Origin of the sequence: Leucobacter sp. OH1287 (assembly GCF_003859945.1) — a bacterium.
Lineage (GTDB): Bacteria > Actinomycetota > Actinomycetes > Actinomycetales > Microbacteriaceae > Canibacter.
On the sequence record NZ_RQYM01000001.1, the window covers coordinates 151,955 to 178,176 of the forward strand.

Annotated in this window: 20 protein-coding genes and 3 tRNA genes; 17 read left to right on the top strand and 6 right to left on the bottom strand. The window is 58.9% G+C overall.

All coding sequences use genetic code 11. The features are described 5' to 3' along the window. Window positions 1-135 precede the first annotated feature (135 nt). From glpK to EII30_RS00665, 3 genes are all read right to left on the bottom strand, one after another. Entirely contained in the window at window positions 136-1,650 is a 1,515-nt protein-coding gene (glpK, locus tag EII30_RS00655; RefSeq protein WP_124885402.1) for a glycerol kinase GlpK, read from the bottom strand. A gap of 76 nt (window positions 1,651-1,726) precedes the next feature. Continuing rightward, window positions 1,727-2,482, bottom strand: coding sequence for an MIP/aquaporin family protein (locus EII30_RS00660; protein WP_124885403.1), 756 nt, complete (start codon window positions 2,480-2,482; stop codon window positions 1,727-1,729). Between the two features lie 96 nt (window positions 2,483-2,578). Continuing rightward, complete coding sequence (locus tag EII30_RS00665; protein ID WP_124885404.1) at window positions 2,579-4,282, bottom strand: glycerol-3-phosphate dehydrogenase/oxidase; 1,704 nt, start codon at window positions 4,280-4,282, stop codon at window positions 2,579-2,581. A 144-nt stretch (window positions 4,283-4,426) separates the two neighbouring features. Between EII30_RS00665 and EII30_RS00670 the strand changes: the two genes are divergently transcribed. Continuing rightward, window positions 4,427-5,401 (top strand): sugar-binding transcriptional regulator, encoded by a 975-nt coding sequence (locus tag EII30_RS00670; RefSeq protein ID WP_233569216.1) that lies wholly within the window; start codon window positions 4,427-4,429, stop codon window positions 5,399-5,401. Between the two features lie 22 nt (window positions 5,402-5,423). Here EII30_RS00670 and EII30_RS00675 read toward each other — a convergent pair. Both EII30_RS00675 and def read right to left on the bottom strand, forming a co-directional pair. Continuing rightward, a tRNA-Arg gene (locus EII30_RS00675) sits at window positions 5,424-5,499 on the bottom strand. A gap of 44 nt (window positions 5,500-5,543) precedes the next feature. After that, window positions 5,544-6,110 (bottom strand): peptide deformylase, encoded by a 567-nt coding sequence (def, locus tag EII30_RS00680; protein WP_124885405.1) that lies wholly within the window; start codon window positions 6,108-6,110, stop codon window positions 5,544-5,546. Between the two features lie 60 nt (window positions 6,111-6,170). Between def and orn the strand changes: the two genes are divergently transcribed. The 10 genes from orn (at window position 6,171) to EII30_RS00730 (ending at window position 13,596) form a co-directional block, all read left to right on the top strand. Continuing rightward, window positions 6,171-6,803 carry an oligoribonuclease gene (gene orn / locus EII30_RS00685; RefSeq protein WP_124885406.1) on the top strand — a complete coding sequence of 211 codons (633 nt, stop codon included), beginning with the start codon at window positions 6,171-6,173 and terminating at the stop codon, window positions 6,801-6,803. A gap of 68 nt (window positions 6,804-6,871) precedes the next feature. Continuing rightward, window positions 6,872-6,947 (top strand) — tRNA-His (locus tag EII30_RS00690). Window positions 6,948-7,196: 249 nt separating this feature from the next. Further along, a complete protein-coding gene (locus EII30_RS00695; RefSeq protein WP_124885407.1) occupies window positions 7,197-7,418 on the top strand; it encodes a DUF6704 family protein in 222 nt (73 codons plus the stop codon). Window positions 7,419-7,421: 3 nt separating this feature from the next. Then, the gene (gene trpC / locus EII30_RS00700; protein WP_124885408.1) at window positions 7,422-8,198 is read left to right on the top strand and encodes an indole-3-glycerol phosphate synthase TrpC; all 777 of its coding nucleotides are present in this window, start codon (window positions 7,422-7,424) and stop codon (window positions 8,196-8,198) included. 34 nt (window positions 8,199-8,232) lie between these two features. Continuing rightward, a complete protein-coding gene (gene trpB / locus EII30_RS00705) occupies window positions 8,233-9,438 on the top strand; it encodes a tryptophan synthase subunit beta (protein WP_124885409.1) in 1,206 nt (401 codons plus the stop codon). Then, window positions 9,431-10,234, top strand: coding sequence for a tryptophan synthase subunit alpha (trpA, locus tag EII30_RS00710; RefSeq protein WP_124885410.1), 804 nt, complete (start codon window positions 9,431-9,433; stop codon window positions 10,232-10,234). Before trpB ends, trpA begins: the two co-directional genes overlap by 8 nt. 72 nt (window positions 10,235-10,306) lie before the next feature. Continuing rightward, the gene (gene lgt, locus EII30_RS00715; RefSeq protein ID WP_233569217.1) at window positions 10,307-11,221 is read left to right on the top strand and encodes a prolipoprotein diacylglyceryl transferase; all 915 of its coding nucleotides are present in this window, start codon (window positions 10,307-10,309) and stop codon (window positions 11,219-11,221) included. Window positions 11,222-11,243: 22 nt separating this feature from the next. Beyond that, on the top strand, window positions 11,244-12,719 hold the full coding sequence (pyk, locus tag EII30_RS00720; protein ID WP_124885412.1) for a pyruvate kinase: 1,476 nt from the start codon (window positions 11,244-11,246) through the stop codon (window positions 12,717-12,719). 67 nt (window positions 12,720-12,786) lie between these two features. Further along, a tRNA-Leu gene (locus tag EII30_RS00725) sits at window positions 12,787-12,871 on the top strand. 125 nt (window positions 12,872-12,996) lie between these two features. Next, on the top strand, window positions 12,997-13,596 hold the full coding sequence (locus EII30_RS00730; RefSeq protein ID WP_124885413.1) for an ANTAR domain-containing response regulator: 600 nt from the start codon (window positions 12,997-12,999) through the stop codon (window positions 13,594-13,596). Between the two features lie 186 nt (window positions 13,597-13,782). On the opposite strand, the gene EII30_RS00735 is transcribed toward EII30_RS00730, so the two are convergent. Next, window positions 13,783-14,256, bottom strand: a complete 474-nt coding sequence (locus tag EII30_RS00735) for a hotdog fold thioesterase (protein WP_124885414.1) — start codon at window positions 14,254-14,256, stop codon at window positions 13,783-13,785. Window positions 14,257-14,394: 138 nt separating this feature from the next. Here EII30_RS00735 and polA point away from each other — a divergent pair, with 138 nt between their 5' ends. From polA to coaE, 6 genes are all read left to right on the top strand, one after another. Further along, window positions 14,395-17,169, top strand: a complete 2,775-nt coding sequence (gene polA, locus EII30_RS00740; protein WP_233569226.1) for a DNA polymerase I — start codon at window positions 14,395-14,397, stop codon at window positions 17,167-17,169. An 88-nt stretch (window positions 17,170-17,257) separates the two neighbouring features. After that, window positions 17,258-17,887, top strand: coding sequence for a TetR/AcrR family transcriptional regulator (locus EII30_RS00745; protein ID WP_124885416.1), 630 nt, complete (start codon window positions 17,258-17,260; stop codon window positions 17,885-17,887). A gap of 44 nt (window positions 17,888-17,931) precedes the next feature. After that, window positions 17,932-20,559, top strand: coding sequence for an MMPL family transporter (locus EII30_RS00750; protein WP_124885417.1), 2,628 nt, complete (start codon window positions 17,932-17,934; stop codon window positions 20,557-20,559). Between the two features lie 112 nt (window positions 20,560-20,671). Then, on the top strand, window positions 20,672-23,767 hold the full coding sequence (locus EII30_RS00755) for a choice-of-anchor M domain-containing protein (RefSeq protein ID WP_124885418.1): 3,096 nt from the start codon (window positions 20,672-20,674) through the stop codon (window positions 23,765-23,767). Between the two features lie 253 nt (window positions 23,768-24,020). Then, window positions 24,021-25,475, top strand: coding sequence for a 30S ribosomal protein S1 (rpsA, locus tag EII30_RS00760; RefSeq protein WP_124885419.1), 1,455 nt, complete (start codon window positions 24,021-24,023; stop codon window positions 25,473-25,475). Between the two features lie 113 nt (window positions 25,476-25,588). Next, a complete protein-coding gene (coaE, locus tag EII30_RS00765) occupies window positions 25,589-26,197 on the top strand; it encodes a dephospho-CoA kinase (RefSeq protein ID WP_124885420.1) in 609 nt (202 codons plus the stop codon). The last annotated feature ends 25 nt before the right edge of the window (window positions 26,198-26,222 follow it).

The following is a 26,222-nucleotide window of genomic DNA, read 5'->3' on the forward strand; positions in this document are numbered from 1 at the left end:
CAGCATTGTCTAGCACGGTTGCGGGTTAGCAAACAGCTTCCGGAAATCTGTGGAAAAGTGCCCGCGCGGAGCACAACAAAAGCGGGGTGTGGAAAACCCACACCCCGCCTGTTACGGTCCTCTGACGGCCGTTAGCTAGTTGATGTCCTCATCAACCCAGTCCATTGACTTGTTTACCGCTTTCTTCCAGTTGCGCAGCAGACGGTCACGCTCTGCAGCGTCCATCTCTGGCTCCCAGCGGCGATCCTCCTGCCAGTTGGCAGACAGCTCGTCACGGTCTGACCAGAAACCAACCGCGAGACCGGCCGCGTAGGCGGCGCCGAGCGCGGTTGTCTCAGCAACAACTGGACGCACAACCGGCACACCGAGAATGTCTGCCTGGAACTGCATCAGCGTGTTGTTGGCGATCATACCGCCGTCAACCTTCAGCTCGGTGAGGTCAACGCCGGCGTCAGCGTTAACCGCGTCGAGCACGTCGCGGGTCTGGTAGGCAACAGCCTCCAGCGCGGCACGCGCAATGTGGTTGCGGTTTGAGTAGCGGGTGAGGCCAGCGATAATACCGCGGGCGTCTGGACGCCAGTACGGTGCGAACAGGCCAGAGAACGCTGGCACAACGTAAACGCCGCCGTTGTCCTCAACCTGCTGTGCGAGCTCCTCAACCTCTGGAGCGTCCTTGATGATGCCGAGCTGGTCACGCAGCCACTGAATCAGCGAACCGGTTACCGCAATGGATCCCTCCAGCGCGTAGTGCGCTGGCTGGTCACCGAGCTTGTAACCAACGGTTGTCAGCAGGCCGTTCTTTGAGTGGACGATTTCCTCACCGGTCTGGAAGATCAGGAAGCAACCGGTACCGTAGGTGTTTTTGCTCTCACCGGCGCTGAACGCTGCCTGGCCGAAGGTTGCTGCCTGCTGGTCGCCGAGGATACCGGAGATTGGCACCTCGCGCAGCAGTGAGCTGTCTTTTGCGTAGCCGTAAACCTCGGAGCTGGAGCGGATCTCCGGCAGCATTGAGGCAGGCACATCGAAGTCGGCGAGGATCTTTTCATCCCAGCTGAGGGTTTTCAGATCCATGAACAGGGTGCGGCTCGCGTTGGTGACGTCGGTTGCGTGCACACCGCCGTCAACACCGCCTGACAGGTTCCACAGCACCCAGCAGTCGGTTGTGCCGAACAGCAGGTCGCCAGCCTCGGCCTTCTCGCGTGCTCCCTCCACGTTATCGAGGATCCACTTGATTTTGGTGCCTGAGAAGTAGGTTGCCAGCGGCAGACCAACGGTCTCTTTGTAGCGCTCTACGCTCTCGTCGCCGGCCAGCTCATCAACGATTGCCTGGGTGCGGGTGTCCTGCCAAACGATTGCGTTATAGACAGGCTCACCGGTGTTCTTGTCCCAGACCACGGCTGTTTCGCGCTGGTTGGTGATACCGATTGCAGCGATGTCATGGCGGGTGATGCTTGCACGGCTGAGTGCCAGGCCAATAACCTCTTCGACATTGCGCCAGATTTCTACAGCGTTGTGCTCAACCCAGCCAGCCTGCGGCATGATCTGCTCGTGCTCCTTTTGACCGACTGAGACAACATTGCCAGCCTTATCAAACACAATTGCACGGCTTGAGGTTGTGCCCTGGTCAATTGCGATTACGTATTTTGACATTATGTTCCTTATAACTGTTTGTGATTAGGTACAGGAGAGGGGGCGGAGATCATCCGCCCCCTCAGGGATAAAGTGTTTAGCCGAGGCTTAGCAGAACCGGTGCCAGCACAGCGGCGAGAGCACCACCGATCAGCGGGCCAACAACCGGAACCCAAGAGTAGCTCCAGTCGCTTGAGCCCTTACCCTTGATCGGCAGGATTGCGTGAGCGATACGTGGGCCGAGGTCACGGGCTGGGTTGATGGCGTAACCGGTTGGGCCACCGAGTGAGGCACCGATACCAACGATCAGCAGCGCTACTGGAACAGCGGTCAGACCACCGAGTGCGCCAGGTACGCCGATCTCTGCTACACCGTAGTCAGCGAAGGCGAAGATGACGAACACCAGCACGAAGGTGCCGATGATCTCGGTAACCAGGTTCCAGAAGTAGTTGCGGTTTGCTGGGCCGGTTGCAAAAACACCGAGCTTGCTTGCAGCCTCTGGCTCCATATCAAAGTGCTCTTTGTAGGTGAGCCAGGTGAGGAAAGCACCGATGATCGCACCAACGAACTGCGCAGCAACAGCCACGAAGAACTGAGCGACGGTGATTTTTGCGGCGATCAAAAGACCCAGGGAAACAGCTGGGTTAAGCTGTGCACCCGAGTATGCGGAGGCGATAACACCGGCAAACACTGCCAGGCCCCAGCCCCAGTTAACCATCAGGAAACCGCCGCCATTGCCCTTGGTTCCCTTCAGTACAACGTTCGCAACAACACCGCAACCGAGCAGGATAAGCAGCGCGGTTCCGACGGTCTCTGACACAAAGTAGAGACCGAGGTTGATGGATTCGTTCATTTTTTAGTCGACCTTTCTAGTTGGATGTCGATGTTATAGAGTTGTAGATTTTACTCTTAATCACTCATACTACCTGAGATTCATCAGATGAAGTGGCTATTGTTCTGGGTTTCCAATATCAGCAACACCCGGTGACCCCAGCAAAACTCGGTGTGAGTCGTGGAGCAGCTGGGTTGCGCGGTTAATCTCGCTCGTAACCCTGTCGGCATCCCAGCCGAGCGGATCCGCAATCGCCTGAGCAACCTGCTTAAGCGTTTCAGCTGTCATGCCGCCGACGAACGCGATCGCAGTGCGGCGCAGCAGCACATCGTCAAGGTGAACAACCTGCTCTGTGCTTGCGAGATGGCGAAGCTCTTCGGCAGAGTATCCCGGTGCGGCGCTGAGCAGCTGCTCACCGTCTGTGAGGCTGCGGATCACCTCGGCAGCTCTGGTGCCGTAGCGCTCTAGCAGCTGGGAGGTGCGATCCGCGCTGAGAGGACCGCGGTTTTCTGCGATCCACTGCTCTTTATCTGTTTTGCTGACCGGGTAGTGCCTGCCACCGCCGATTGCGAGGTTTTCGGTGCTGACGGTGCGCTGTTTACCGAGTTCCTTGAGTGCATCGTCGGCGAGGTTCTCTGCGAGGGCGCGGAAGGTTGTCCACTTGCCGCCAACCAGGCTGAGCACCGGGGTTTTGCCGAGAGAGTCGCGCTCGATGCGGTAGTCGCGGGAGACGAAACCGGGTGCGGTGTCGTCGATGCGGGGCAGCGGGCGGATCCCGGAGAAGGTGTAAACGATCTGGTTGCGGTCGAGTTTGATCTTCGGGAAGACGTGGCGCACCAGGTCAAAGAAGTAGTCGATTTCGTCGTCGGTGCAGACCGTTGGTTTTGACGGATCCGCGTAGCTGTCGGTTGTTCCCACCAGGACGCGATCCTTCAGCGGGTAGATCAGCACAATACGGCCGTCAGAGTGTTCAAAGAAGATTTCGTTGCCGCCGGTTGCTGCGAGCAGCTCCTGATTGTCGAGGACAATGTGTGAGCCCTTGGTACCGCCCATAAAGCGGGTGTTTTTGCCGAGGGCGTCGTTGGTCAGGTCCGTCCAGGAGCCGGAGACGTTCAAAATAACCTTGGCGGTGAAGTCGAATTTGTCGCCGGTCCGCTTGTCGAGCAGGGTAACCTTGTCGCCCGCTGTGCCAACCGCCTCAACATAGTTTGCGGCGCGGGCCTTGTCGCCACCCGCCTGCAGGCCGTCAGCGAGCACATCCAGCGCGATCCGCTCGGGATCGTGCATTGAAGCATCGAAGTAGGTGGCGGTGTATTTTACGTCCTTGCGCAGCTGCGGGAAGCGCTGCAGTGAGCGCTTCTTAGCGACAAAGCTGTGGCGGGGAACCTGGCCGCCATCGCGGGAGAATGTGTCGTAGATTACCAGGCCGGTTTTAATCAGAACCGCGCCGCGCTCCTTGGGTTTGCCGCTGCCGTGGGTGACAAGCAGGCGCCAGGGGGCGGCGAGGATGCCGGAGAAGGTTGAGAAGATCGGGATGGTTGTGCGCAGCGGCTTTACATAGTGGGGCGCGTTTTTGAGCAGCCGGTTGCGCTCAACAACCGCCTCTTTAACGAGCCGGAACTCACCGTTTTCGAGGTAGCGGATGCCGCCGTGCACCATGTGGCTGGAAGCGGATGACGCGCCCGAGACATAGTCGCCGCGCTCAACGAGTGCAACGTCAACGCCCTGCAGCGCTAAATCACGAAAGGTTGCGAGGCCGTTGATGCCGCCTCCGATAATTAACACGTCGGCGCTGGGTCGTGATTTGAGGCTGTCAGCCATCGTTAACTCTCCTGAATGTGTAGCAAGTTTGTTACTGCCTACTTTTGCGCATCACGCGGCAAAGTTACAAGCTAAATGCACATATGTGCAAGAATTAAGCTGTGAGTCTTGAATTTGCAGCGGAGTTGGGGGTGGATCAGCGCTGTGACCAGAAAAATAAATGAACATTTGCGCACAAAAGATGCCTTGTTGGCGGCTTCCCTCTACTATCAACAGCACGAAAAGATGGAGGCGATCGCAAGCCAGCTGGGAACCTCAAGGTCGACGGTTTCCCGGCTTTTGCAGTACGCCAGAGAGACCGGGCTGGTGAAGATTGAGATCCACAACCCGCGGGACACAACGAACTCGGTTGCGATGCGGCTGAGCGAGCTGTTTGATATTAAGGCGCACGTTGTTGCAACCTCGTCTCGGCTAACCGAGCTGGAGCGGTTGGATCGCACCGCCAAGGTCGCTGCGCAGATCGTTGCCGCCTCTATTGATTCCCGGTTGACGGTCGCGGTTGCCTGGGGTGCGACGCTTTCGGCAATCACTAAATCACTGCCGAGCAAGGATGTCTATGATGTGAACGTTGTGCAGATGAACGGCGCCGCAAACGTCCGCACCAGCGGCATGAGCTATACGGGCGGTATTCTCGGCCGTTTCGCCCAGTCCTTCGGGGCGAGCCTGCACCAGTTCCCGGTTCCCGCGCTGTTTGACGACCCAGCAACGAAAGCGGCAATGTGGCGGGAGCGTTCTGTGCAGCGGGTGCTCGACCTGCAGCGCCGCGCAGGCCTGTTTGTTTTTGGCCTGGGAGCCCCTGCCGCGGGCATCCCATCGCATGTTTTCGCCGACGAGTATCTCGATGAGGCGGATCGCAAAACCATCGCCGACGAGCAGATCGTGGGGGACTGCGCAACCGTTTTCTACCGGGCTGACGGATCCAACAACGATATCTCGCTGAATGCCCGCTCAAGCGGCCCGTCATTTGAGCAGATTAGGGCGATCCCGCGCAGGCTCTGCGTGGTTGCAAGCCCAACCAAGCGGCACAGTCTGTTGGGTGCGCTGCGTGCGGGGTTGATAACCGAGCTGGTTGTTGACGAGCAGTGCGCGAGGGCACTGCTGGATGAGCTAAACCCGTAACAGCATCGGCTGAGCCCGTAAATGGTGCCCCCAGCAGGACTCGAACCTGCAACCTACGGATTAGAAGGCCGTTGCTCTATCCATTGAGCTATGGAGGCGCTCAAGTAATAATACCGTAAAACCGGCCAGTCATCCGGCGCGGCTACCCCTCCAGGTTGTCGACGCCCGGCAGCCAGGTCAAGCCCGGCTTACCCCACTTGTTCTTCCGTTTTGCTCGCTGCGCCTCACGATATTCGAGGTCGAGCAGGCGATCCACATAGAGATACCCCTGCAAGTGGTCGTACTCGTGCTGCAGAATCCTCGCAAACCAGCCACTCGTTTTAATCTCAAACGGCTCCCCGTTAATATCCTGCGCTTGCAGCCACGCCCGCTCACTGCGGCGCAGCGCAAACCGCTCACCGGGGAACGACAGGCAGCCCTCAACCTCGGTGTGCGGATCCGGATCACCCGGTTCAGCGGGACTCAGCCACAGCGTCGGATTAATCGCAACTCCCTGAGCGGGCGCGTCATCCTGATCCGCATAGTCCCAAACAAAAACCTGCAACCCAACTCCAACCTGCGGAGCAGCAAGCCCCACACCGGGAGCAGCCTTGCACGTCTCAAACATGTCAGCAACCAGCTGCCTCAGCTCATCATCAAACTCGGTTACGGGGTCGCTAACACGGTGTAGCACAGGCTCGCCGCTGATTGTAATTGGTAGAATTGCCATACCCACAATCTTACTGTGCTGGCTGCGCGCACGGTTCGCAAAATAGCTGTCTGGAGAGAGATGTCAAACACACCCGCTGAGTATATTGTTTGGATTGACTGCGAAATGACGGGCCTTGACGTCGCAGTCCACGGGCTCACCGAGGTCGCCGTGATCATCACAGACTTTGCGCTTTCCCCGGTGGATCCCGGCATCTCCCTCGTTATCAACCCCGGCAGCGAGGCACTCGCCCAGATGGACGATTTCGTAAAAAACATGCACGAAGAATCCGGGCTGCTGCCGCAGATTAAAAACGGTTTGAGCCTTAACCAGGCAGAAGAGAAACTGATCGAGTATCTTGGTCGGTTCATCCCGGCGGGGGAGAAGCCACTGGTTGCGGGCAACACAATCGGAATGGATCGCCGCTTCATCAGCCGCTACCTGCCAGCCTTCGACGACCTGCTGCACTACCGCAGCATCGACGTTTCCACGATTAAGGAATTGGCGAGACGCTGGTATGAGCCCGCGTTTTGGGCTGCTCCCGCGAAACAGGGAGGGCATCGAGCGCTCGCCGACATCGCCGAGTCCATTCAGGAGCTCGCCTACTTTAGAGACACCGTGATGGTCGCATCTCCGGGCCCTGAGCAGGCCGAGGCGCAGCGGGTGAGTGAGCGGATCGCCGAGGCCTACGCGCCGTTTGTGCAAGCGGGCTAAAAATAGTGTATGCTAACAGGGTTGCTTAGTTAAACAATCGCATAAGCGGCTGGTTTAACTTGCGCATGGTGGCTATAGCTCAGTCGGTAGAGCATCGGCTTGTGGTGCCGAGGGTCGCGGGTTCAAGTCCCGTTAGCCACCCCAATGGATTTTTTAGGCGTTCTGCTTGCAAAAGCAGTGTAAGGGCTATCTTTTGTCTTTGCTTTTGCGAGCGCTAGTAAGACGTAACTCACAGTCGCATAAGCTGCTTATCTTCAGGCTGTCTCTGTCGTCGACCGCTTTAGTCGCTAACGACCGGCGGGATTCTCTGCGCACCACCGGGGGCAATTTGTGCGCACACCGCCAACACCGTCTACAATGATATGTAAGTATCGCTAATTTTTGGAGGAAGCGTTGACTAAACCAGAGTATGACCCTGGGCACGGAGATTCGGTTGCTGCATGGGTTACCGTATCAATTATGCTGCTGGCTATCACAGCGGGAGCAGTGTTCTTCTACCTTGACCTGGCTGTAGCTGTCTACGCCTGCGTTGCTGTGCTTGTGATTGCTCCGGTGATTGGCTGGGTGCTTTCAAAGGCAGGCCTGGGCGCTAAGAGTCACGCGAAGCAGCACTAAGTTTTGCTTAGCGACTTATATCAGGGCGCGCTGCAGGACGCAGCAGCCCGACAGGAAGAGGTAAGTGTCGCGGCGCTGGAGGCAATTATTGCTGAGCGGCCGGATCCGCTCGACGCGCTAGAGTTTCTTGCGCCCGCAGACATGATTAAGGTTATCGCCGAGGTGAAGCGAGCGAGCCCCTCAAAGGGTGATCTCGCAGACATCGCTGACCCGGCTGTTTTGGCGAGGCAGTACGAGGCGGGCGGTGCCAGCGCGGTTTCTGTGCTGACTGAGCAGCGCCGGTTTAAGGGATCCCTTGAGGACCTGCGCGAGGTGCGCCGTTCAGTAAGCATCCCGGTGCTGCGCAAAGACTTTATCGCAAGCGAGTATCAGATCCTGGAGGCGCGAGCCGCGGGAGCTGATATTGTGCTGTTGATTGTCGCAGGACTTGAACAGCCGAAACTTGAACAGCTGTTCAACTTCGCCGGATCCCTCGGGCTAACCGCGCTGGTTGAGACACACAGCTCTGCGGAGGTTGAGCGGGCGGTTGATCTCGGAGCCGAACTGATCGGTGTAAACGCTCGCGACCTAAACACTTTTGAGCTAAACAAAGACCTGTTTGGGTCTGTTGCGGACCAGATGCCCGCCGGTGTTATCCGGGTCGCTGAATCAGCTGTGCAGAGCATCAGCGATGTTGAGCACTACCGGGCCGCGGGCGCAGACGTTGTGCTCGTTGGTGAGGCGCTTGTGAAAGACGGCGACCCGGTTGCCGCGCTAAACGCCTTCACGGCTGTGCAGTAGCCAGCGAGCCACCAGAGAGCTAGTAGGAGAGCCGATGAAACTGAGTGAAGCGTCCGGGCCGTACTTTGGCGAGTACGGCGGCCGGTTCATGCCGGAGTCGCTGATCGCGGCAATTGACGAGCTCACCGCGGCTCACGAGGCGACCAAACAGGATCCGCAATTTCAGGCAGAATTGCAGTCGCTGTTGCAACACTACGCTGGCAGGCCCTCAATTATCACCGAGGTGCCGCGCTTTGCCGCCGACCTAAACGGTGTGCGGGTGTTCTTGAAGCGAGAGGATCTCAACCACACCGGTTCTCACAAGATCAACAACGTAATCGGCCAGGCGCTGCTCACTAAAAAACTCGGCAAAACCCGGGTTATTGCGGAGACCGGAGCAGGCCAGCACGGTGTTGCCACGGCAACCGCTGCCGCGCTGCTCGGTCTTGACTGCACCGTCTACATGGGCGGTGTGGACACCGAACGGCAGGCACTCAACGTCGCTAGGATGCGGCTGCTGGGCGCTGAGGTGGTGCCGGTAAACATCGGATCTAGAACCCTAAAAGATGCGATCAATGAGGCGTTTCGTGACTGGGTTGCGAGCGTTGCAACAACCAACTACGTGTTCGGCACAGCGGCTGGACCGCACCCGTTCCCGACGATTGTGCGCGACTACCAGAAGATCATCGGCGAGGAGGCTCGCGAGCAGATCCAGGAGCTAACCGGTAAACTGCCGAACGCGGTTGTTGCCTGTATCGGCGGCGGCTCAAACGCAATCGGAATGTTTAATGCGTTTTTAAACGACGAGGACGTTGCCATCTACGGTGTTGAGGCGGCAGGTAAGGGTCTCGACAGTGGCAGCACAGCAGCGTCGATTGAGCGCGGCCGGCCGGGTGTTTTACACGGCGCTAAAACCTACGCGCTGCAAGACGAGGACGGTCAAACCCTGCAGTCACACTCGATTTCTGCGGGTCTTGACTACCCGGGAGTGGGGCCGCAGCACGCCTGGCTGAACGACATCGGCCGGGTCAGCTACATCGGCGCAACCGATGACGAGGCGATGCAGGCGTTCCGTCACCTCAGCGAAACCGAGGGGATTATTCCCGCGATTGAGTCAGCCCACGCGCTTGCCGGGGCACAGCAGATCGCGAAACAAATGCAGCCGGGGGATGTGATCCTCGTTTGCCTGTCAGGCAGGGGTGACAAAGACATGCACACCGCCGCAAACTACTTTGGGCTTGTGGAGGAGTCAAGTGAGTAACAACGGTCAAAGCCGGGTCGTCGCAGCGATCGACGCGGCAAATCAGGCGGGGCGTGCAGCCTTCATCGGCTATCTGCCGCTCGGCTTCCCCGACATCGAAACCAGCATCGACGCGGCGGTAACCCTCGCCGCTGCCGGCGCAGACGTTTTAGAGGTCGGCCCGCCCTACTCTGATCCGGTGATGGACGGATCTGTGATCCAAGAGGCAACCAAGATTGCGCTTCAGAGCGGGTTTAAAACAGCCGACCTGTTTCGAGCCGTGAAAGAGATCACGGCAAAAACTGACGTGCCGGTTTTGGTTATGACCTACTGGAACCTGGTTGTGCAGCACGGTGTTGACGAGTACGCGAGGGATCTTGCTGCTGTCGGCGGTGCGGGGCTTATCACCCCTGATATCACCCCTGAGGAGGCAGACGAGTGGCTTGCCGCGTCCGAAAAATACGGCCTTGACCGCGTGTTCCTCGCCGCACAGACCTCGTCCACTGAGCGTCTAAAAATGATTGTTGAACACTCTCGCGGGTTTGTTTACGCCGTCTCAACGATGGGAATCACCGGTGAGCGCAGTGAACTTGACGAGAACGCGCGGGAGTTAGTGTCTCGGCTGCGAGAGGCGGGCTGTCAGCGCAGCTGCGTCGGGATCGGAATCTCACTGCCTGAGCATGTTTCGGCCGTTGCCGGTTACGCGGAGGGCGCGATCGTCGGCAGTGCGCTCGTGCGGGCGCTGCGTGACGGCGGTGTTTCAGAGCTTGAACGGGTTGCGAAAGCGCTTGTGTCAGGCACTGTGCGCCCCAGCTAACCAGGCTGTCACACTACCAAAAGACCGCAATAAACCGATAACATAGATACGCTAAATATCGAAAGAGGCGTGATGTTCCCAGCAAGTATCCCAAGCCCACCAATCCAGTTCTTTGAGATTGGTCCCTTCCGCATCTACATCTATGCGCTGTGCATCATAACCGCGATCGCAATCGCCGGGTTTGTGACCGCGCACCGCATCGGTAAGCGGGGAGGCGAGCGGGCCGCCGTGCTCGACTTTGTTGTCTGGGCGACCGTTTTTGGGATTATCGGGGCACGCGCCTACCACGTTGCCACACACCTCGGTGACTACTTCGGTGAGGGCAAGGATCCACTCGAGGTGCTCTACATCTGGAACGGCGGGATCGCGATCTTCGGCGCGCTGCTCGGCGGTGCGCTCGGTGTGCTGCTCGCGTCACGGCTGTTGACTGGGATCCGCTTCTGGTCACTCGCTGATGCGCTGGTTCCGGGGATTTTGCTTGCACAGTCGTTTGGCCGACTCGGTAACTACTTCAACCACGAGCTGTTTGGCACACCAACCTCGCTGCCGTGGGGGCTGGAGATTGAGTCAGCAAACGCGGCCTTCCCGATCGGGCTCGCTGAGGGGACGCTGTTCCATCCAACCTTCCTCTACGAGATTCTTTGGAACCTGACCGGTCTGTTTGTGCTGCTACAGCTGGAGCGAAAGTTTAAGCCGCGCTGGGGCAAGTTCTTTGCGATGTACCTGGTTTGGTACGGCATCGGTCGTTTCTGGATTGAGGGAATGCGACTGGATCCGAGCTACGAGATCCTCGGTTTGCGCTCCAACCAATTGACCGCACTGCTGGCGATTCTCCTCGGTGTTGTTATCTATATTGTGCAGTCTAAACGCCACCCGGGTGTTGAGAACTCTGTTTATCTGCCGGGCAAACAGCGCCCCGGTAAGAGTGTTTTAAAGCAGACAGCGGAGGCTGACCGCTACTATCACGTGCTGAATCACTCGAGTTAGTGAAGGTTAAGAAGGGCAAAACATGCGTCACGCGAAAATCGTTGCAACCTGGGGTCCAGCTGTTGCGAGCTACGAAAAAACCCTAAAGCTGATAAACGCGGGCGTTAACGTTGCCCGGCTGAATATGTCTCACGGCACCCACAACGTGCACGAGGGAATCTTCCGCAACATTCGGCGCGCAGAACTGGATGTTGACCGGCCGATCGCGGTGCTCGCCGACCTGCAGGGGCCAAAGATTAGGCTCGGAACCTTCGAGGCGGGGCCGTACGAGCTCGCAGAGGGTGACGAGTTTGCGATCACCACAAAAGACATTGTCGGCACAAAAGAGATCTGTGGCACAACCCACAAAGGTCTGCCTGGCGATGTCTCGCCCGGGGATCAGCTACTAATCGACGACGGCAAGGTTGTGCTGCGCGCAACCCGGGTGACCGAGGACACCGTGCACACGGTTGTTGAAATCCCCGGCGCTGTCTCAAACAGCAAGGGCATTAACCTGCCGGGGGTTGCGGTTAACGTGCCTGCGCTTTCAGAGAAAGACGAAACAGACCTGCGGTTCGCGCTGGAGCTCGGCGTTGACTACATCGCACTGTCGTTTGTGCGCAGCGCCGACGATATTAAGCGCGTACACGAGATTATGGACGAGGTGGGTAAGCGCCTGCCGGTTATCGCGAAGATTGAAAAACCGCAGGCGGTTGAGAATCTCGCCAGCATTGTTGAGGCCTTCGACGGGATTATGGTTGCCCGCGGTGACCTCGGTGTTGAACTGCCGCTTGAACAGGTGCCGCTTGTGCAGACTGAGGCGATTGCGCTCGCACGCCGCAACGCGAAACCGGTTATTGTGGCAACCCAGGTGTTTGAGTCGATGATTGAAAACCCGCGCCCGACCAGGGCCGAGGCATCCGACTGCGCTAACGCTGTGCTCGACGGCGCGGACGCGGTTATGCTGTCGGGTGAAACGAGCGTTGGACTCTACCCGTATGAGGCGGTTGAAACGATGGCGAAGGTTATCGCCGCAACCGAGTCACACGCGCTCGATCGGGTTGAACCAATCGGTGTCACCCCGCGCACCCAGGGTGGCGCGCTAACAATGGCGGCCGCAGAGGTTGCCGGGTTCGTTGACGCCAAGGTGATTGCCGTGTTCACCGAGTCCGGTGACACAGTGCGCCGCATGTCACGGCTGCGCAGCCCACTGCCGATTATCGGATTCGCGCCAACACAGGAGATTAGGCGCCGCATGGAGCTCACCTGGGGCGCAAGAAGCTACCTGGCACCGCGGGTTAGCAACACCGACAAGATGTTCGCTCAGGTGGACGAGTACCTGCTGGGCCGTAATCGCACCCCGCTCGGTTCACTCGCGATTGTGATCTGTGGCAGCCCTCCGGGGATCACCGGTGGCACCAACACCCTGCGGATCCACCGCATGGGAGAAACAACCGGTCAGTTACCTGATGCTCAGCCTCGTAGCTATATTAAAGCCCTTGGCGAGCATGAGGTATAGCAGCCCAAACTGTTTCGTTTGGTCGCGTAAAATGCGCTAGAATAGTCTAGCCTGCGTTTTACGCAGCGCCGGATTGGTGGAATTGGTAGACACGACGCACTCAAAATGCGTTGCCGCAAGGTGTGAGAGTTCGAGTCTCTCATCCGGCACCAAAACCCCTGAAAAAGCAGGGGTTTATGTGTTTTAAGCTCGGGGATCTTATGTCAAGCTGCGACACTGAGGCAGTTTGTATAAAATTTTCGGCTAATCCATTGCCAACAATTGATATTATGAAATTATGATTGAGGAAACAGTAGCTAAGCGTCGAGTTGTCGTAGCCGAGGATGAATCTCTGATTCGTCTCGACATCGTAGAGACCCTAAAAGACAATGATTACGATGTTGTTGGTGAGGCTGGTGACGGGGAAGAAGCCGTAAAGCTGGTTGAGGAGCTGCGTCCGGATGTTGTTGTGATGGACGTGAAAATGCCAAAGCTTGACGGAATCTCAGCTGCCGAGCAGATCAACAAGCTGCACGCTGCCCCGGTTGTGTTGCTCACCGCGTTCAGCCAGCGCGAGCTGGTGGAGCGAGCAGCAGACGCCGGCGCACTCGCTTACGTTGTAAAGCCGTTCACCCCGGATGACCTGCTGCCTGCGATGGAGATTGCAATCTCACGTTTTCAGCAGATTACACAGCTTGAGAACGAGGTTGCTGACCTCGCTGAGCGGTTCGAGACCCGTAAGCTGGTGGATCGCGCGAAGGGTATCCTGAACGAGAAGATGGGTCTTAGTGAGCCAGAGGCATTCCGGTGGATCCAGAAGGCGTCAATGGATCGCCGTCTGACCATGCAGGACGTGTCAAAGACAATCATCGACCAGCTCGGTCCAAAGAAGAATTAGTGGCGAAAGCTCCGCTTGGCGGAGCTGGCTACGGCGGATGTGTGGCGGCTAACCAGCTCGGTTAGCCGCCACAGGTGTTTCCGCAGGGGGCGGCGGATCCATCGCCCCTGACTGGTGTGCTGCGACGCTGGCTGGTGCGCCACCGCGCCAGTGGGACACTGCGGTGCTGGCTGGTGCACTGCGGTGCTAGGCGGCGCGCTTGGCGGCCTCAGCGAGCTTCAGCAGCGGGTCATTCGGATCCAGCCGCTTATAAAAATTGGTGATTCTCACCGTTGAGCAGCGTTTCCCGTCGGAGTCGCGGGTGATGATGATCTCGTGCACGGTCGTCGATTTGCCGACGTGAATCGGGGTGCAGACCGCTGTGACGGTGCCGGAGGCGGCGGATCCCGAGTGGGTTGCGTTGATGTCAACACCGACGGCGATGTGCCCCTCGGGTGCGATGAAGTTGGCGTGCATGGATCCGAGGGTTTCTCCGAGCACAACGTTCGCGCCGCCGTGCAGCAGACCAACCGGCTGGGTGTTGCCTTCAACCGGCATGTGTGCGACAACCCTGTCGGCGCTGAACTCTGAGCAGGTGATTCCCATGGTGTCGGCGAGTTTACCGAGCGTTCTTGCTCGCACAAACTCTAGACCGGCTTCGTTGGAGAGATCTTTTGCCATAGTATTCTCTTTCGTTCGTTGAGGTTTTGGATTAAATCCTACCGTTAGCCCACCGGTTTTAAGTGTCTTTGACTAAATACGAAGCAAAATGTCCGCCTGAAACGATACGCTAGTTAGGTGTCTAAGAAGCAAACCCTGATGGTGATTGACGGCCACTCGCTGGCGTTCCGAGCATTCTACGCGCTACCCGTTGACAGCTTTGTTAATCAGAGCGGTCAGCACACAAACGCGATCCACGGTTTTATCGCGATGCTGCTGAGTCTGCTGCAGCAGGAGAAACCTGACGCAATCGCCGTCGCCTTTGATATTTCGCGCCACTCGTTTAGAACCGATGAATACCCCGAATATAAGGGCAACCGCGGCGAGACACCGGCGGAGTTTAAGGGGCAGGTGCCGCTTTTGCAGGAGGCGCTGCAGGCGCTCGGGATCCGCACCTTTGAGAAGGTTGGTTACGAGGCTGACGACATTTTGGCGACCCTCGCAACCGAGGGGGAGAAGGCCGGCTATGAGGTTTTGGTTGTCAGCGGTGACCGCGACACAATCCAGCTGGTGACGCCGACGGTGACGCTGCTGTATCCGGCATCGCAGGGGGTTAGCAAGCTGAAGCGCTACACACCGGAGACCGTGTTTGAGCGCTACGGTGTTGAGCCATACCAGTATCCGGAGATTGCGGCGCTGGTTGGTGAGACCAGCGACAACCTGCCGGGCATCCCAAAGGTTGGCGAAAAAACCGCGGTGAAGTGGATCAACCAGTTCGGTTCCTTCGAAGAGATTATGGCTCGCAAAGACGAGATTGGCGGCAAGGTCGGTGAGAACCTGCGAGAGTTTGCTCACCTCGCGGAGCGCAACCGCAAACTCAACCAGCTGGTGCGTGACGTGGATCTCGGTGTCACCCTCGATGAGCTCGCGCGGCAGCCGATTGACCTGTCACGGGTTACCGACGTGTTTGCGAAGCTCGACTTTAGAACGCTTCTCACCCGGGTAAAAAAGCTCGCCGCCGCTAACGGTGAGGTAAACGGTGAGACTGCAATCTCGGGGGCAGCCGAGGGCGCCGTGGGTGGATCCGCTCGCACCGCAGCTTCGAACTCCGCCGCCGCAGCGACCGGCGAAGGGGGCGCAGCAGCTGCCGGGCAGGGCACCGCCGCAGGTGAAAACTCTGGGGCTGGCGCTAACGGCCTTGCCGGAGGGGCAAAGCTCACCCCGCCAGCGCCTGTGCACCTGGTTGATGAGGAGCTTGCCGCCTGGCTGGCGAAACAGGAAAATCCGGTTGTTTGCTTTGAGTTCGTCGGCGGCGACGCGATCCCGGTTGGGGTTGCAACAGAGACCGAGGCTGTTGAGTTCGTGTGGCAGCCGGGGAAGCGAGACTTTGTCGATTTTGAGGCGTGGCTTGCCGGATCCGCCGCGAAATCGGTGTGGGATTTGAAGGTGACAAGCAAACAGTTCGCAGGGCTTGATAAAACCCTCGCGGGCGTGGTTGATGACGCAACGATTGCGCTGCACGTTTATGCGCCGCACGCGCCGCAAAAAACAGTCGCTGACGCGGTCCTCACCTTCCTCAGCGAGGTGATTCCGCAGCCTGACACCGAAAAGCTGCTGCCGGAGGAGGATGAGACGCTCAGCCTGAGCGCGCAGGCGTGGTACATTAAGCGGGTAATTACCCGGGTCAAGTCACTGTTTAGCGAGGGCACGCAGCGGGTTTACGAGCAGATTGAGCTACCGCTCGCGCCCGTGCTCGCAAAGCTTGAGCTGCGCGGTGTCGCAATCGACAGGGCGGCGCTGGAAGCCCAGCTGGCGGACACAACCGCGGAGGTTATGCGACTGCAGGACGAAGCCTTTGCGGCGATCGGTCGGCAGGTGAATCTCGCATCGCCAAAACAGCTGCAGGAGGTGCTGTTTGAGCAGCTGCAGATGCCGAAAACCCGCAAGATTAAAAGCGGTTACTCAACCGATGCGACCTCGCTGACCGAGCTGCACGCAAGTCACCCGCACCCGTTCCTGGAGGCGCTGCTGGCTCACCGCGCGGCAAACAAGCTGAAGCAGATTATTGAGACGCTGTTGAAGGCAATCGACGATGACGGGCGGATCCACACAACCCTGCTGCAGCTCGGTGCACGCACCGGGCGCATGGCGTCGGCGGATCCAAACCTGCAAAACATCCCGGTCAGGAGTGAAGCGGGGAAGCGGATCCGGGAGGGCTTCACGCACGGGGAAGAGTTTGAGAGCCTGTTCACCGCCGACTACTCGCAGATTGAGATGCGGATTATGGCGCACCTCTCGGGTGACGACGATCTGATTGCGGCGTTCCGCTCGGGTGAGGATCTGCACCGCTACGTCGGCTCCCGAATCTTCGGCGTAACACCGGCAGAGGTGACTCCGGAAATGCGCGCAAAGGTAAAAGCGATGTCATACGGCCTTGTTTATGGGCTTAGCGCCTACGGTCTCGCAAAACAGCTCGGGATCAAACCCGAGGAGGCAAAACAGCTGATGACTGACTACTTCAAGCGTTTCGGCAGAGTGCGTGACTTCCTGCGCGCGGTTGTAGCCGAGGCAACCGAGGTGGGCTACACCGAAACAATCAACGGCAGACGCTGCCCGTTCCCCGACCTGGCAAGCCCAAACCGAGTAATCAGGGCGAACGCGGAGCGTGCAGCGTTGAACGCACCAATCCAGGGCAGCGCCGCAGACATTATCAAAATTGCGATGATCGACATCGAAAACCAGATCACAGCAGCCGGTCTGAAATCACAGATGGTGCTGCAGATCCACGACGAATTAATGTTTGAGGTGGCTCCCGGGGAGCGCGAACAGCTAGAAGAGATTGTGCGCAAAGCGATGGGCAACGCACAAGAGCTGCTGGTGCCGCTAGAGGTGTCAGTCGGCGCGGGTAACAACTGGGAACAGGCCGCACACTAGCACCCGCCGTTGCCAGCCTGCCGCTCGGCACAACACGCCACAGAAAAAGACTTGCACTTAATGCAAAATTGCATGTAGTGTAAATCTTGTGACTACCTCGAAACCCCAAACAGCCAGGGAACGTAACCGGCAGCGAATCATAAACGCCGCCGAGGAGGTTATGCGCGATCCGCAACAGGTGTTTAGTGCTGAGAGCGTTGCCGCAGCAGCGGGTGTTTCAAAGCGGTCCCTGTTCAACCACTTCGGCACACTCGAGGAGCTGCGTGCACAGGTGTGTATCGCGCAGATTGACGACTTCGTTAAACAGTTCGAGACAAAACTCCTTGAGTCTGCGCCGCTAAACAGCCTGGATGCTGTCTTAACACTGATCGAACCGCACCTCATCGACAAACAGTTCTGCGACGCTGTGCTGCACAACATTGTGATGTCTGAAACCGAACAGCTGTGGTGGCAACACAATGCGGCTACGGCGCCTTACGTCTATGCGTTCGGGGGGATCGCGATCCGCCTCGCAACAGTGCTGCGCCAGATCGTGCCGAGCGTTAACGCTCAAGACCGGGACTCCTTTGCAATTATCGTGTTCAGTTCTATCCGGGTTGCGGCAGAGCACTGGTATTTAAGCTCCGGCAAACAGTCCGATAAGAAACGCTACCGGTCGTGGGAAGAACACATGGGGGCGGCGCTTGAACGGATCCGCACCGGCTACGGAAATCTTTAACCCAGCAAACCACTAAACCAGCAGACAGGAAGAGAGAAAACACAATGGCAAAGCTGCTCTACAGGCTAGGACGCGGCAGCGCGAACCGGCCGTGGTTCGTGATAATCGGCTGGCTGCTGGTTTTAGCGATCACCGTTACCGCCTTCTTTGCGTTCAGCGGCAGGCTGAACGAGTCTGTTTCAATCCCGGGAACCGAGACCGAGCGTGTCACCGACGAACTCGCTGAGGCGCTGCCGGAAGCGGCAGACGGTGTCGGCGGAGTTGTGCTGGTTAGCGACTCGGGGGAGTTTAACCAGGAGCAGCGGGACGGGATCGCGCTGACCCTCTCCAAGGTGTCAGAGGTTGAGGGCGTAACCGGCACACTCGATCCGTTTGTGACACAGGCGCAGCTGGAGGGCAAAGCAGCAGAGCTGGCAGAGAAACAGCGGCAGCTTGACACCGCAGAGGAGCAGTTGACCGCCGGTAAACAGCAGCTTGATGCGGCTGAGCAGCAGCTCGCCGCTGCCGAAGCACAGCACGCTGAGGGGAATAAACAGCTGGCTGACGCAATAACCCAGGCGACCGCTGGCGGACTAAACCCCAACGAGCTGACACAGATTCTTGCGCTGCGGACGCAGCTTGAAGAGGCCGGTACTGCGCTGGAGCAGCAGCGGACACAGCTAGACACTGCAAAACAGCAGCTCACCGACTCTGAACTGGAGCTCGCTACAGGGAAGCAGAAAATCGCGGCCGCAAACAGTCTGCTGGAGTACGCGGGGGAGATCCGCCTGGTTTCTGAGGACAGCACGGCGGCGCTCGCGTCTGTGATGGTTCGCGGCGAGTTGCACGAGGCAAACCCGAACCTGAAAGAGCACATTATTAACGCGTTCAACGACAACCTGCCGGCGGGTGTGACAGCTGAGTTCTCCGCCCAAATCACACAGGAGGTGCCGTCAGTGCTCGGCTCGGGTGAGCTGGTTGGTCTCGCGCTTGCGCTGCTTGTGATGCTGATTCTGATGCGCGCGATAATCCCGGCGACCATCCCAATCGCAACCGCTGTGACGGGTGTTGCAATCGGTGTCACCGCCACGCTGTCGCTTTCCGGTGTTGTCGATATGATGTCGGTGACCCCGATTCTCGGCGTGATGCTGGGGCTTGCGGTTGGTATCGACTACTCACTGTTTATTATCAACCGGCACCGGAAACAGCTGCGCCGCGGCACCGAGGTTTACGAGTCAATCGGGCTTGCAAACGGCACCTCCGGTAACGCGGTTGTGTTTGCGGGAATTACCGTGATTATTGCGTTGCTCGGACTGAACGTCACCGGTGTGCCGTTCCTTGCAACAATGGGAACGGTTGCGGCGTTCTGTGTGCTCGTCGCGGTGCTGCTCGCAGTCACCCTCGTACCGGCGCTGCTCGGACTCGCCAAAATGCGGGCGCTGTCAAGGCGAGAGCGACAAAGACTCGACGAACAGAACCCGGCAGAGCGGGAAGCGGCGCTGCAGAAAGCAGCGGAGCGGGCCAGCGCGATCCGCCCAATGCCAACCTGGCGGGCGATTATTACCGCGGTTGCCGCGGTTGCCCTGCTCGTGACAGTCGCAATCCCGGCAGCCGGAATGCGGCTCGGATTCCCAACCGGTAAAGAAGAGCCGATCGACTCGACCGCGTACCGTGCCTACATGATCGTTGACGAAAAGTTTGGTGAGGGCGCAAACGGGCAGCTGCTCGCGGTTGCGAAACTGCCCGCTCCGGAGGCGGCAGCGGGTGAGGATCCAGCCACCAGCGAGGCAACGCTGTCGGCGCAGGCGTCTGTTGCGGGGGAGATCTTCGAGCAGGACGGTGTGCGCGCTGTCGCCCCGATCGGGGTTAGTGAAGACGGCACCGTCGCGGCATTCCAGGTTATCCCCGATAGCGGACCAGACACCGCCGAGACTACTGAGCTTGTGCACACACTGCGCCAGCTTGAACCAGCTGAGGCTGACGGGGTTTTGGGCGTTGCCGGAAACACCTCAGCGGTGATTGACGTTGCCCAGAAACTACAGGACTCACTGACCGTCTACCTGCTGCTCGTGGTTGGCCTGTCGCTTTTGATCCTCATCATTGTGTTCCGTTCGATTCTGGTGCCGCTGCTTGCAACGGGTGGTTTCGTGCTGTCGTTGCTGGCAACCTACGGCGCGATAACCGCGATCTACCAGAACGGTTTCCTGGGGCAGCTGTTTGGGGTTAACGAGCCGGCGCCGATTCTCGCGTTCCTGCCGACGCTTGTGCTCGGGATCCTGTTCGGACTCGCGATGGACTACCAGCTGTTCATCGGCTCGGGAATGCGGGAGGCGTATGTGCACGGTGATAGCGCAAGGCACGCGGTGCAGCACGGGCTGAAGGCGGGCAGGGCGGTTGTTATCGCGGCGGCTTTCATTATGATCGCGGTGTTTGGATCCTTCATCTTCAGCGAGAGCAACATGATCCGCCCGATCGGTTTCGGCCTTGCCTTCGGTGTGTTGATCGACGCCTTCGTTGTGCGGCTTTTGCTGCTGCCCGCGATTATGCACCTGCTAGGTAAATCAGCGTGGTGGATCCCGGGTTGGCTGGATCGGATCCTGCCAAACTTCGACGTTGAGGGTGCGTCGCTGGAGCGGCAGCACGCGAAACCGGCCGTTCACGGTGGGGAGGCGGATCCGCTAGACGACAAGTAACCAGCGGCTGTTTATGGCCGTAAATGGGCGGGGAATCGTGTAATTTTCACGAAACCCCGCCCTGATTTTATGCAGATTTTGCAAATTAGATGATAACGATTATCATTAGTCTGTGACTAATACCACTCTGCTGAAAAAACAAAGATTCTTTAGCTTTGCAGCGCTTCTTCTAGTCGCTGCAATCGCTTTTGCCGGGGTTGGACTCCGCTTCGCCCCTCTCGCGTACGCGCTCGACGATAAAGAGCTGACGGTCGCGACCAAAATCCACGTCGACAGTCCCAAGATCCACTGGGAGAACGATGCGCTGACGCTGAAGTCGAAGATCGGGCACGACATCGTGCCGCTCGAAAAGAGCATCAACCACTTCAAAGAGGCGTACAACCGACGCGGGCAAAACTTTATCTTCACAATCCCGGAGGACTCACCGGAGCTGCAGTTTATGGGCCAGTCCGGTGAAAACTGGTACATGGCCGACTACAACACGCTCGGTGAGCCGGTAACCATCTGGTCCGGTTTCGGGGCGGACGCGGGCATCCCGGTTGAGCAGTTCCGCGACGCCGTGTTCACCCTCGACCTGGTGTCGGCTAAGGGGCCGGGTCGCGCGGAGCTGTTCGTCTGGACTGAGGGGATTGACGAGTACGGCCTGGTGCGCAGAATGTTCAGCACCAGCGATCCGCACTTCAGCTCATATCTGATGAACCCGGGCAACCACACCCACAACTACACGGTGTTTGAGAAGCCCGGCCGCTATGAGCTGACCTACCGCGCAACCGCGCGCACAAAAGACGGTAAACTGCTCGCCTCTAAAGAGCAGCCACTGCTCTGGCAGGTTGGCGGTAACACCCCGGGTGTTGCGCTGGACAGCCAGACCGATACACGTTTTGAAACCGCCAACATCAACATGCTGCGGATCGGTGAAGCCCCCGCCTCAACTAATAAAACCGTTGCCGGGAAGATGCGGCAGCTGCGAGTTGACGTGCCCGGTGTTACCGACGGCACCGCAAAGTTCACGGTTAACGGCTTCCACCTCGCCGAGGTGAAGGTCACGGACGGTGTTGCGCAGTTCACCGAGATGCTCGGCAGCTACGCCGGTAACTACCAGGTGGTTGTTGCCGACACCGCGGGCGAGGTGCGATGGGTGAGCGAATCAGTGGAGTTTGATCCAGCGGTTGGTGAGGCAGAAACCAGCGAGGCGGGCGAGATTGCTGCCCAGCAGCCAGCACCGAGCTACAATTTCGCGGCAACCGAGGCGAGCTTCAACGAGAATATCCCGGTGACCGTCAGTGTCCGCCCGGGAGCCGTTGAGGACTCACGCGACATCACCGTCCGCTTCGGTAACACCGGCTTCGTTGGCGATGTGTCCTTCTACAGCAAGGAGAGAGCCGACAAGAATGTGAGCAACCAGGAGACATCCTGGAATCCGGGCGGCACCTCCGAGTTCACTATCACCCAGCCTTGGGACAGTGACGATGAGGGCGGCCACCTTGGTTTGCGGATCACGCCACACCCGCTGATACAGAACGTTAAACCGCTGGTTCTCACCGTCACAGACGAGTACCAGCCTGGCCAGGCGTATGAGGTGAGCGGTGCGCTCAAGCTTGACGGCGATGCCGATAGCGGATCCGTGACCCCAGGCGGCTCCGGCCAGCCAGGTGACGGCGGGCAACCGGGCGGCACCGTCCCGGGAACACCGGGCGGTTCTGGTGACGGTGACGACGATGACAGCGGTGACGGCAACGGCACCGGCGGCGACACCGGCGGCGCACCATCCCAGCCGGGTGGCACGGATCCACAGCCCGGCGGTGACACACCCGGCACAGGGCCTGGCACCGGAGGGCAGCCTGGCGGATCCACCCCGGGAACCGGCCAGGGGCCACTGAGCCACTACCTGTGGGGGGATCGGATTCTGATCCAGCAGGGTCACCTGGACATCGCGGCCGAGTACAGTGACGGCCTGCAGCTGAAACTGCACGACGACAGCCGCACAGTCGGTAACGGGTCTGCTGTGCGCTACCTCGACGAGGTTGCGATCGCAGTTAGTGACGACGCGATTATCAACCGGCTGCCGCACAATATTGCGCAGTGGGCGGGCATAATCGACGAGGGTAAGAGCAACTGGATTCTGCCGCAGGCACAAAAGGCGGGTCTGCCGTGGCCTGGCTACAGCACCGAGCTGATCGGGCGCGACCAGATTCCGGGCAACCTCAATCTGGAGATCCTCGAGTTTAGCGGACCGGGTCGGATGGCGCTGTTCAGCGAGGGCGGTCTCGGTGAGGCACCGCAGCTTCTGCTCGGAACTGCCGAGGGCCAGCCGCGCAGCTTCGAGATTGACGGCCGGGTGCACGCACACGCCGGTTGGAGCTTCAACAAACCGGGCGAGTACTGGGTGAGCCTGCGCTACACCGCGGTTAACGCCGCCGGGCAGTTGGAGGCGAGCGTTCCCGCTGAGCTGATTTTCGTGGTTGGATCCGAGAAGCTCACCGCCGCAACCCCGGTTTATGCCGAGGTCCCCGCTGTGCCAGACCCGAAGCCGCAGCCGCAGCCGCAGCCTGAGCCACAGCCGCAGCCTGGTGAGCCGGGTGGATCGCAGCCGGGAACCGGCGCAGCGCCGTCAACGCCTGCGCCATCGACACCGGCTCCGTCAACACCTGCGCCTGCTGATCCGGCTCCGTCAACCCCGGCACCGTCTAACCCATCGCCAACCAACCCATCGCCAACCAACCCAGCGCCGGTTAATCCAGCACCGAGCACCCCGGCTCCGGGTGGAACCGGTAGTAGCGTGCCCGCAGCTGGCTCTGCGGCCCCCGCTGGCACAGCAGGTGCTGCACCGGCGACCCCAGCCGCGACCGCAAACAGCGTGATCCCGGCGCTTCGCGCTGGCAACGCTGCCCAGTCACCTGCTCCAGCGGCCGCGGCAGCCGGTCTTGTGAGTGCGGCGTCACCGCGTGCGGCGGATCAGGCCCCAGCACCGGAGGCAGCTGCTGCTGCGCCGACCGACAGCGCTGCCCCGGTAGCTGCGCAGGCTAACAACGGCGGCACCAAGGCGATCCCGAGCAGCAAGCAGTCGGCGAGCTTCGAAACCGGTCTGCCGCAGAGCGGAGGGGACAACAGCGAGCTGATAATCGTTGCGATTGTGCTGCTCGGTGCACTGGCGGGCGCCGGTTGGGGCGCGCTGATGCTGATGTTCCTGAAACGGCGAGCAGGCTAGTAAAGGAAGTGCGAGCGGCCTAGCCGCTACAGCGAGGCTTGCGTAACCGGCGCTACAGCTGCAAGAGATGGGGTGTCGACCGGGTTTAATCCCGGCGGCACCCCTTCTTAACCCCCTGTATGCGTTGAAAAAACAGCGAAAATAGGGTACACTGAAGTGTCACATCTGTGATAAAAACGTTCTATGTCCATCCGGTTGTGTCCGAAAGTTTCGGCGCGACCCCGATATTAAATCCCTTCTGGAGATTATTTTCATGACAACTAATAAGACCAAGGCAAGCCCACAGGTCGCACTCAACGACATTGGCTCAGCAGATGATTTTGCTGCCGCGGTCGAGCAGACAATCAAAAACTTCAACGACGGCGACCTCATCGAGGGCACTGTTGTAAAAATCGACCACGACGAGGTGCTCCTCGACGTAGGTTTCAAGAGCGAGGGAGTTATCCCGTCACGCGAGCTGTCAATCAAGCACGACATCAACCCAACCGAGGTTGTGCAGGTTGGCGACAGCGTTGAGGCTCTGGTGCTCCAGAAGGAAGACAAAGAGGGTCGCCTCGTTCTTTCTAAGAAGCGCGCACAGTACGAGCGTGCATGGGATCAGGTTGAGCAGATCAAAGACACCGACGGTGTTATTGAGGGAACCGTTATTGAGGTTGTTAAGGGCGGTCTGATCGTCGACATCGGACTGCGCGGCTTCCTGCCAGCATCCCTCATCGAGCTGCGTCGCGTTCGCGACCTCAGCCCATACCTCAACCAGACCGTTGAGGCGAAAATCCTCGAGCTCGACAAGAACCGCAACAACGTTGTGCTCTCACGTCGCGCTCTGCTGGAGGAGACCCAGTCTGCAAGCCGCTCATCATTCCTTGCTGAGCTGAAGCCAGGCCAGGTACGCCGCGGTGTTATCTCATCCATCGTTAACTTCGGTGCATTCGTTGATCTCGGCGGCGTTGACGGTCTCGTCCACGTTTCAGAGCTCAGCTGGAAGCACATCGAGCACGCCTCAGAGGTTGTTGAGGTTGGCCAGGAGGTTACCGTTGAGGTGCTCTCCGTTGAGACCGACCGTGAGCGCGTTTCACTGTCACTCAAGGCAACCCAGGAAGACCCATGGCAGGTATTCGCCCGCACCCACGCAATCGGCCAGATTGCACCGGGCAAGGTTACCAAGCTCGTGCCATTCGGTGCATTCGTTCGCGTCGCTGACGGCATCGAGGGTCTCGTTCACATCTCAGAGCTGTCAGGCCAGCACGTTGAGCTCGCTGAGCAGGTTGTGTCAGTCGGTCAGGACGTATTCGTCAAGATCATCGACATCGACCTCGACCGCCGTCGCATCTCACTCAGCCTCAAGCAGGCAAACGAGGGTGTGGATCCAGAGGGCACCGAGTTTGATCCGGCTCTGTACGGTATGACCACCGAGTACGACGAGAACGGCGAATACAAGTACCCAGAGGGCTTCGACCCAGAGACTCAGGAGTGGAAAGAAGGCTTCGAGTCACAGCGCGAGGCATGGGAGCAGGAGTACGCTGCTGCACAGGCTCGCTGGGAGTCACACAAGGCACAGGTTGCGCAGGCTCTCGCCGCTGCAGCTGCTGCACCAGCAGCAGACGACGCAGCAGAAGAGACCTCATTCACCGCCGAGGTTGACTCATCAGGCACCCTCGCAGACGACGAGGCACTCGCTGCGCTTAAGTCACAGCTTGAGGGCAACTAACAGTCGCAGGGTAAAACCAGAGTGCAATAGCCAGCACTAAAAAAGGGGAAGATCATCCAAGAGGATATCTTCCCCTTTTTTGGTTGCTCGTGAAACCGAATAGGATTTAAGTCATGACACTGATCGCGCTCACCGGAGGAATCGGATCCGGCAAATCAACCGTCCTCGCTATGTTTGCTGAGCTTGGGGCACATGTTTTCGATGCCGACCAGTTCGCTAAACAGGCCGTCGCCCCTGAAAGCCCAGGGCTTGCCCGAGTGATCGAGGCGTTCGGCAGTGAGTACCTGACAGCCGCCGGCGAACTCGACAGGGCGAAACTCGGATCCCTCGTCTTTGGCAGCGAAGACGCCAAAAAACAGCTCGAAAAAATACTCCATCCCGAGGTGCAGCGGCTCAGCCAGGCAGCATTTAAGCGGGTTTTCGCGGCGGATCCACACGCCACCGTTGTCTACGAGATCCCGCTGCTCGTTGAAACCGGCCAGCACGAAGGCAAGTGGGACAGGATTGTTACACTCACCGCACCGCTAGCTACACGGTTAGAGCGGCTCGAAACACAGCGCGGCATCGACAACAAAACAGCCCTCGCCAGGATCGCAAACCAGGCGAGCGACGAAGAGCGCGCCGCCGTCGCCGACCATGTGATTGACACCGCTTGCGACCTCGACACGCTGCGTGAGCGAGTTGCGGAGGTGCTGAAAGACTGCCGAGCAGAGGTTGCCTAGAGACTGCAGAGCAGACGTTCCCTAG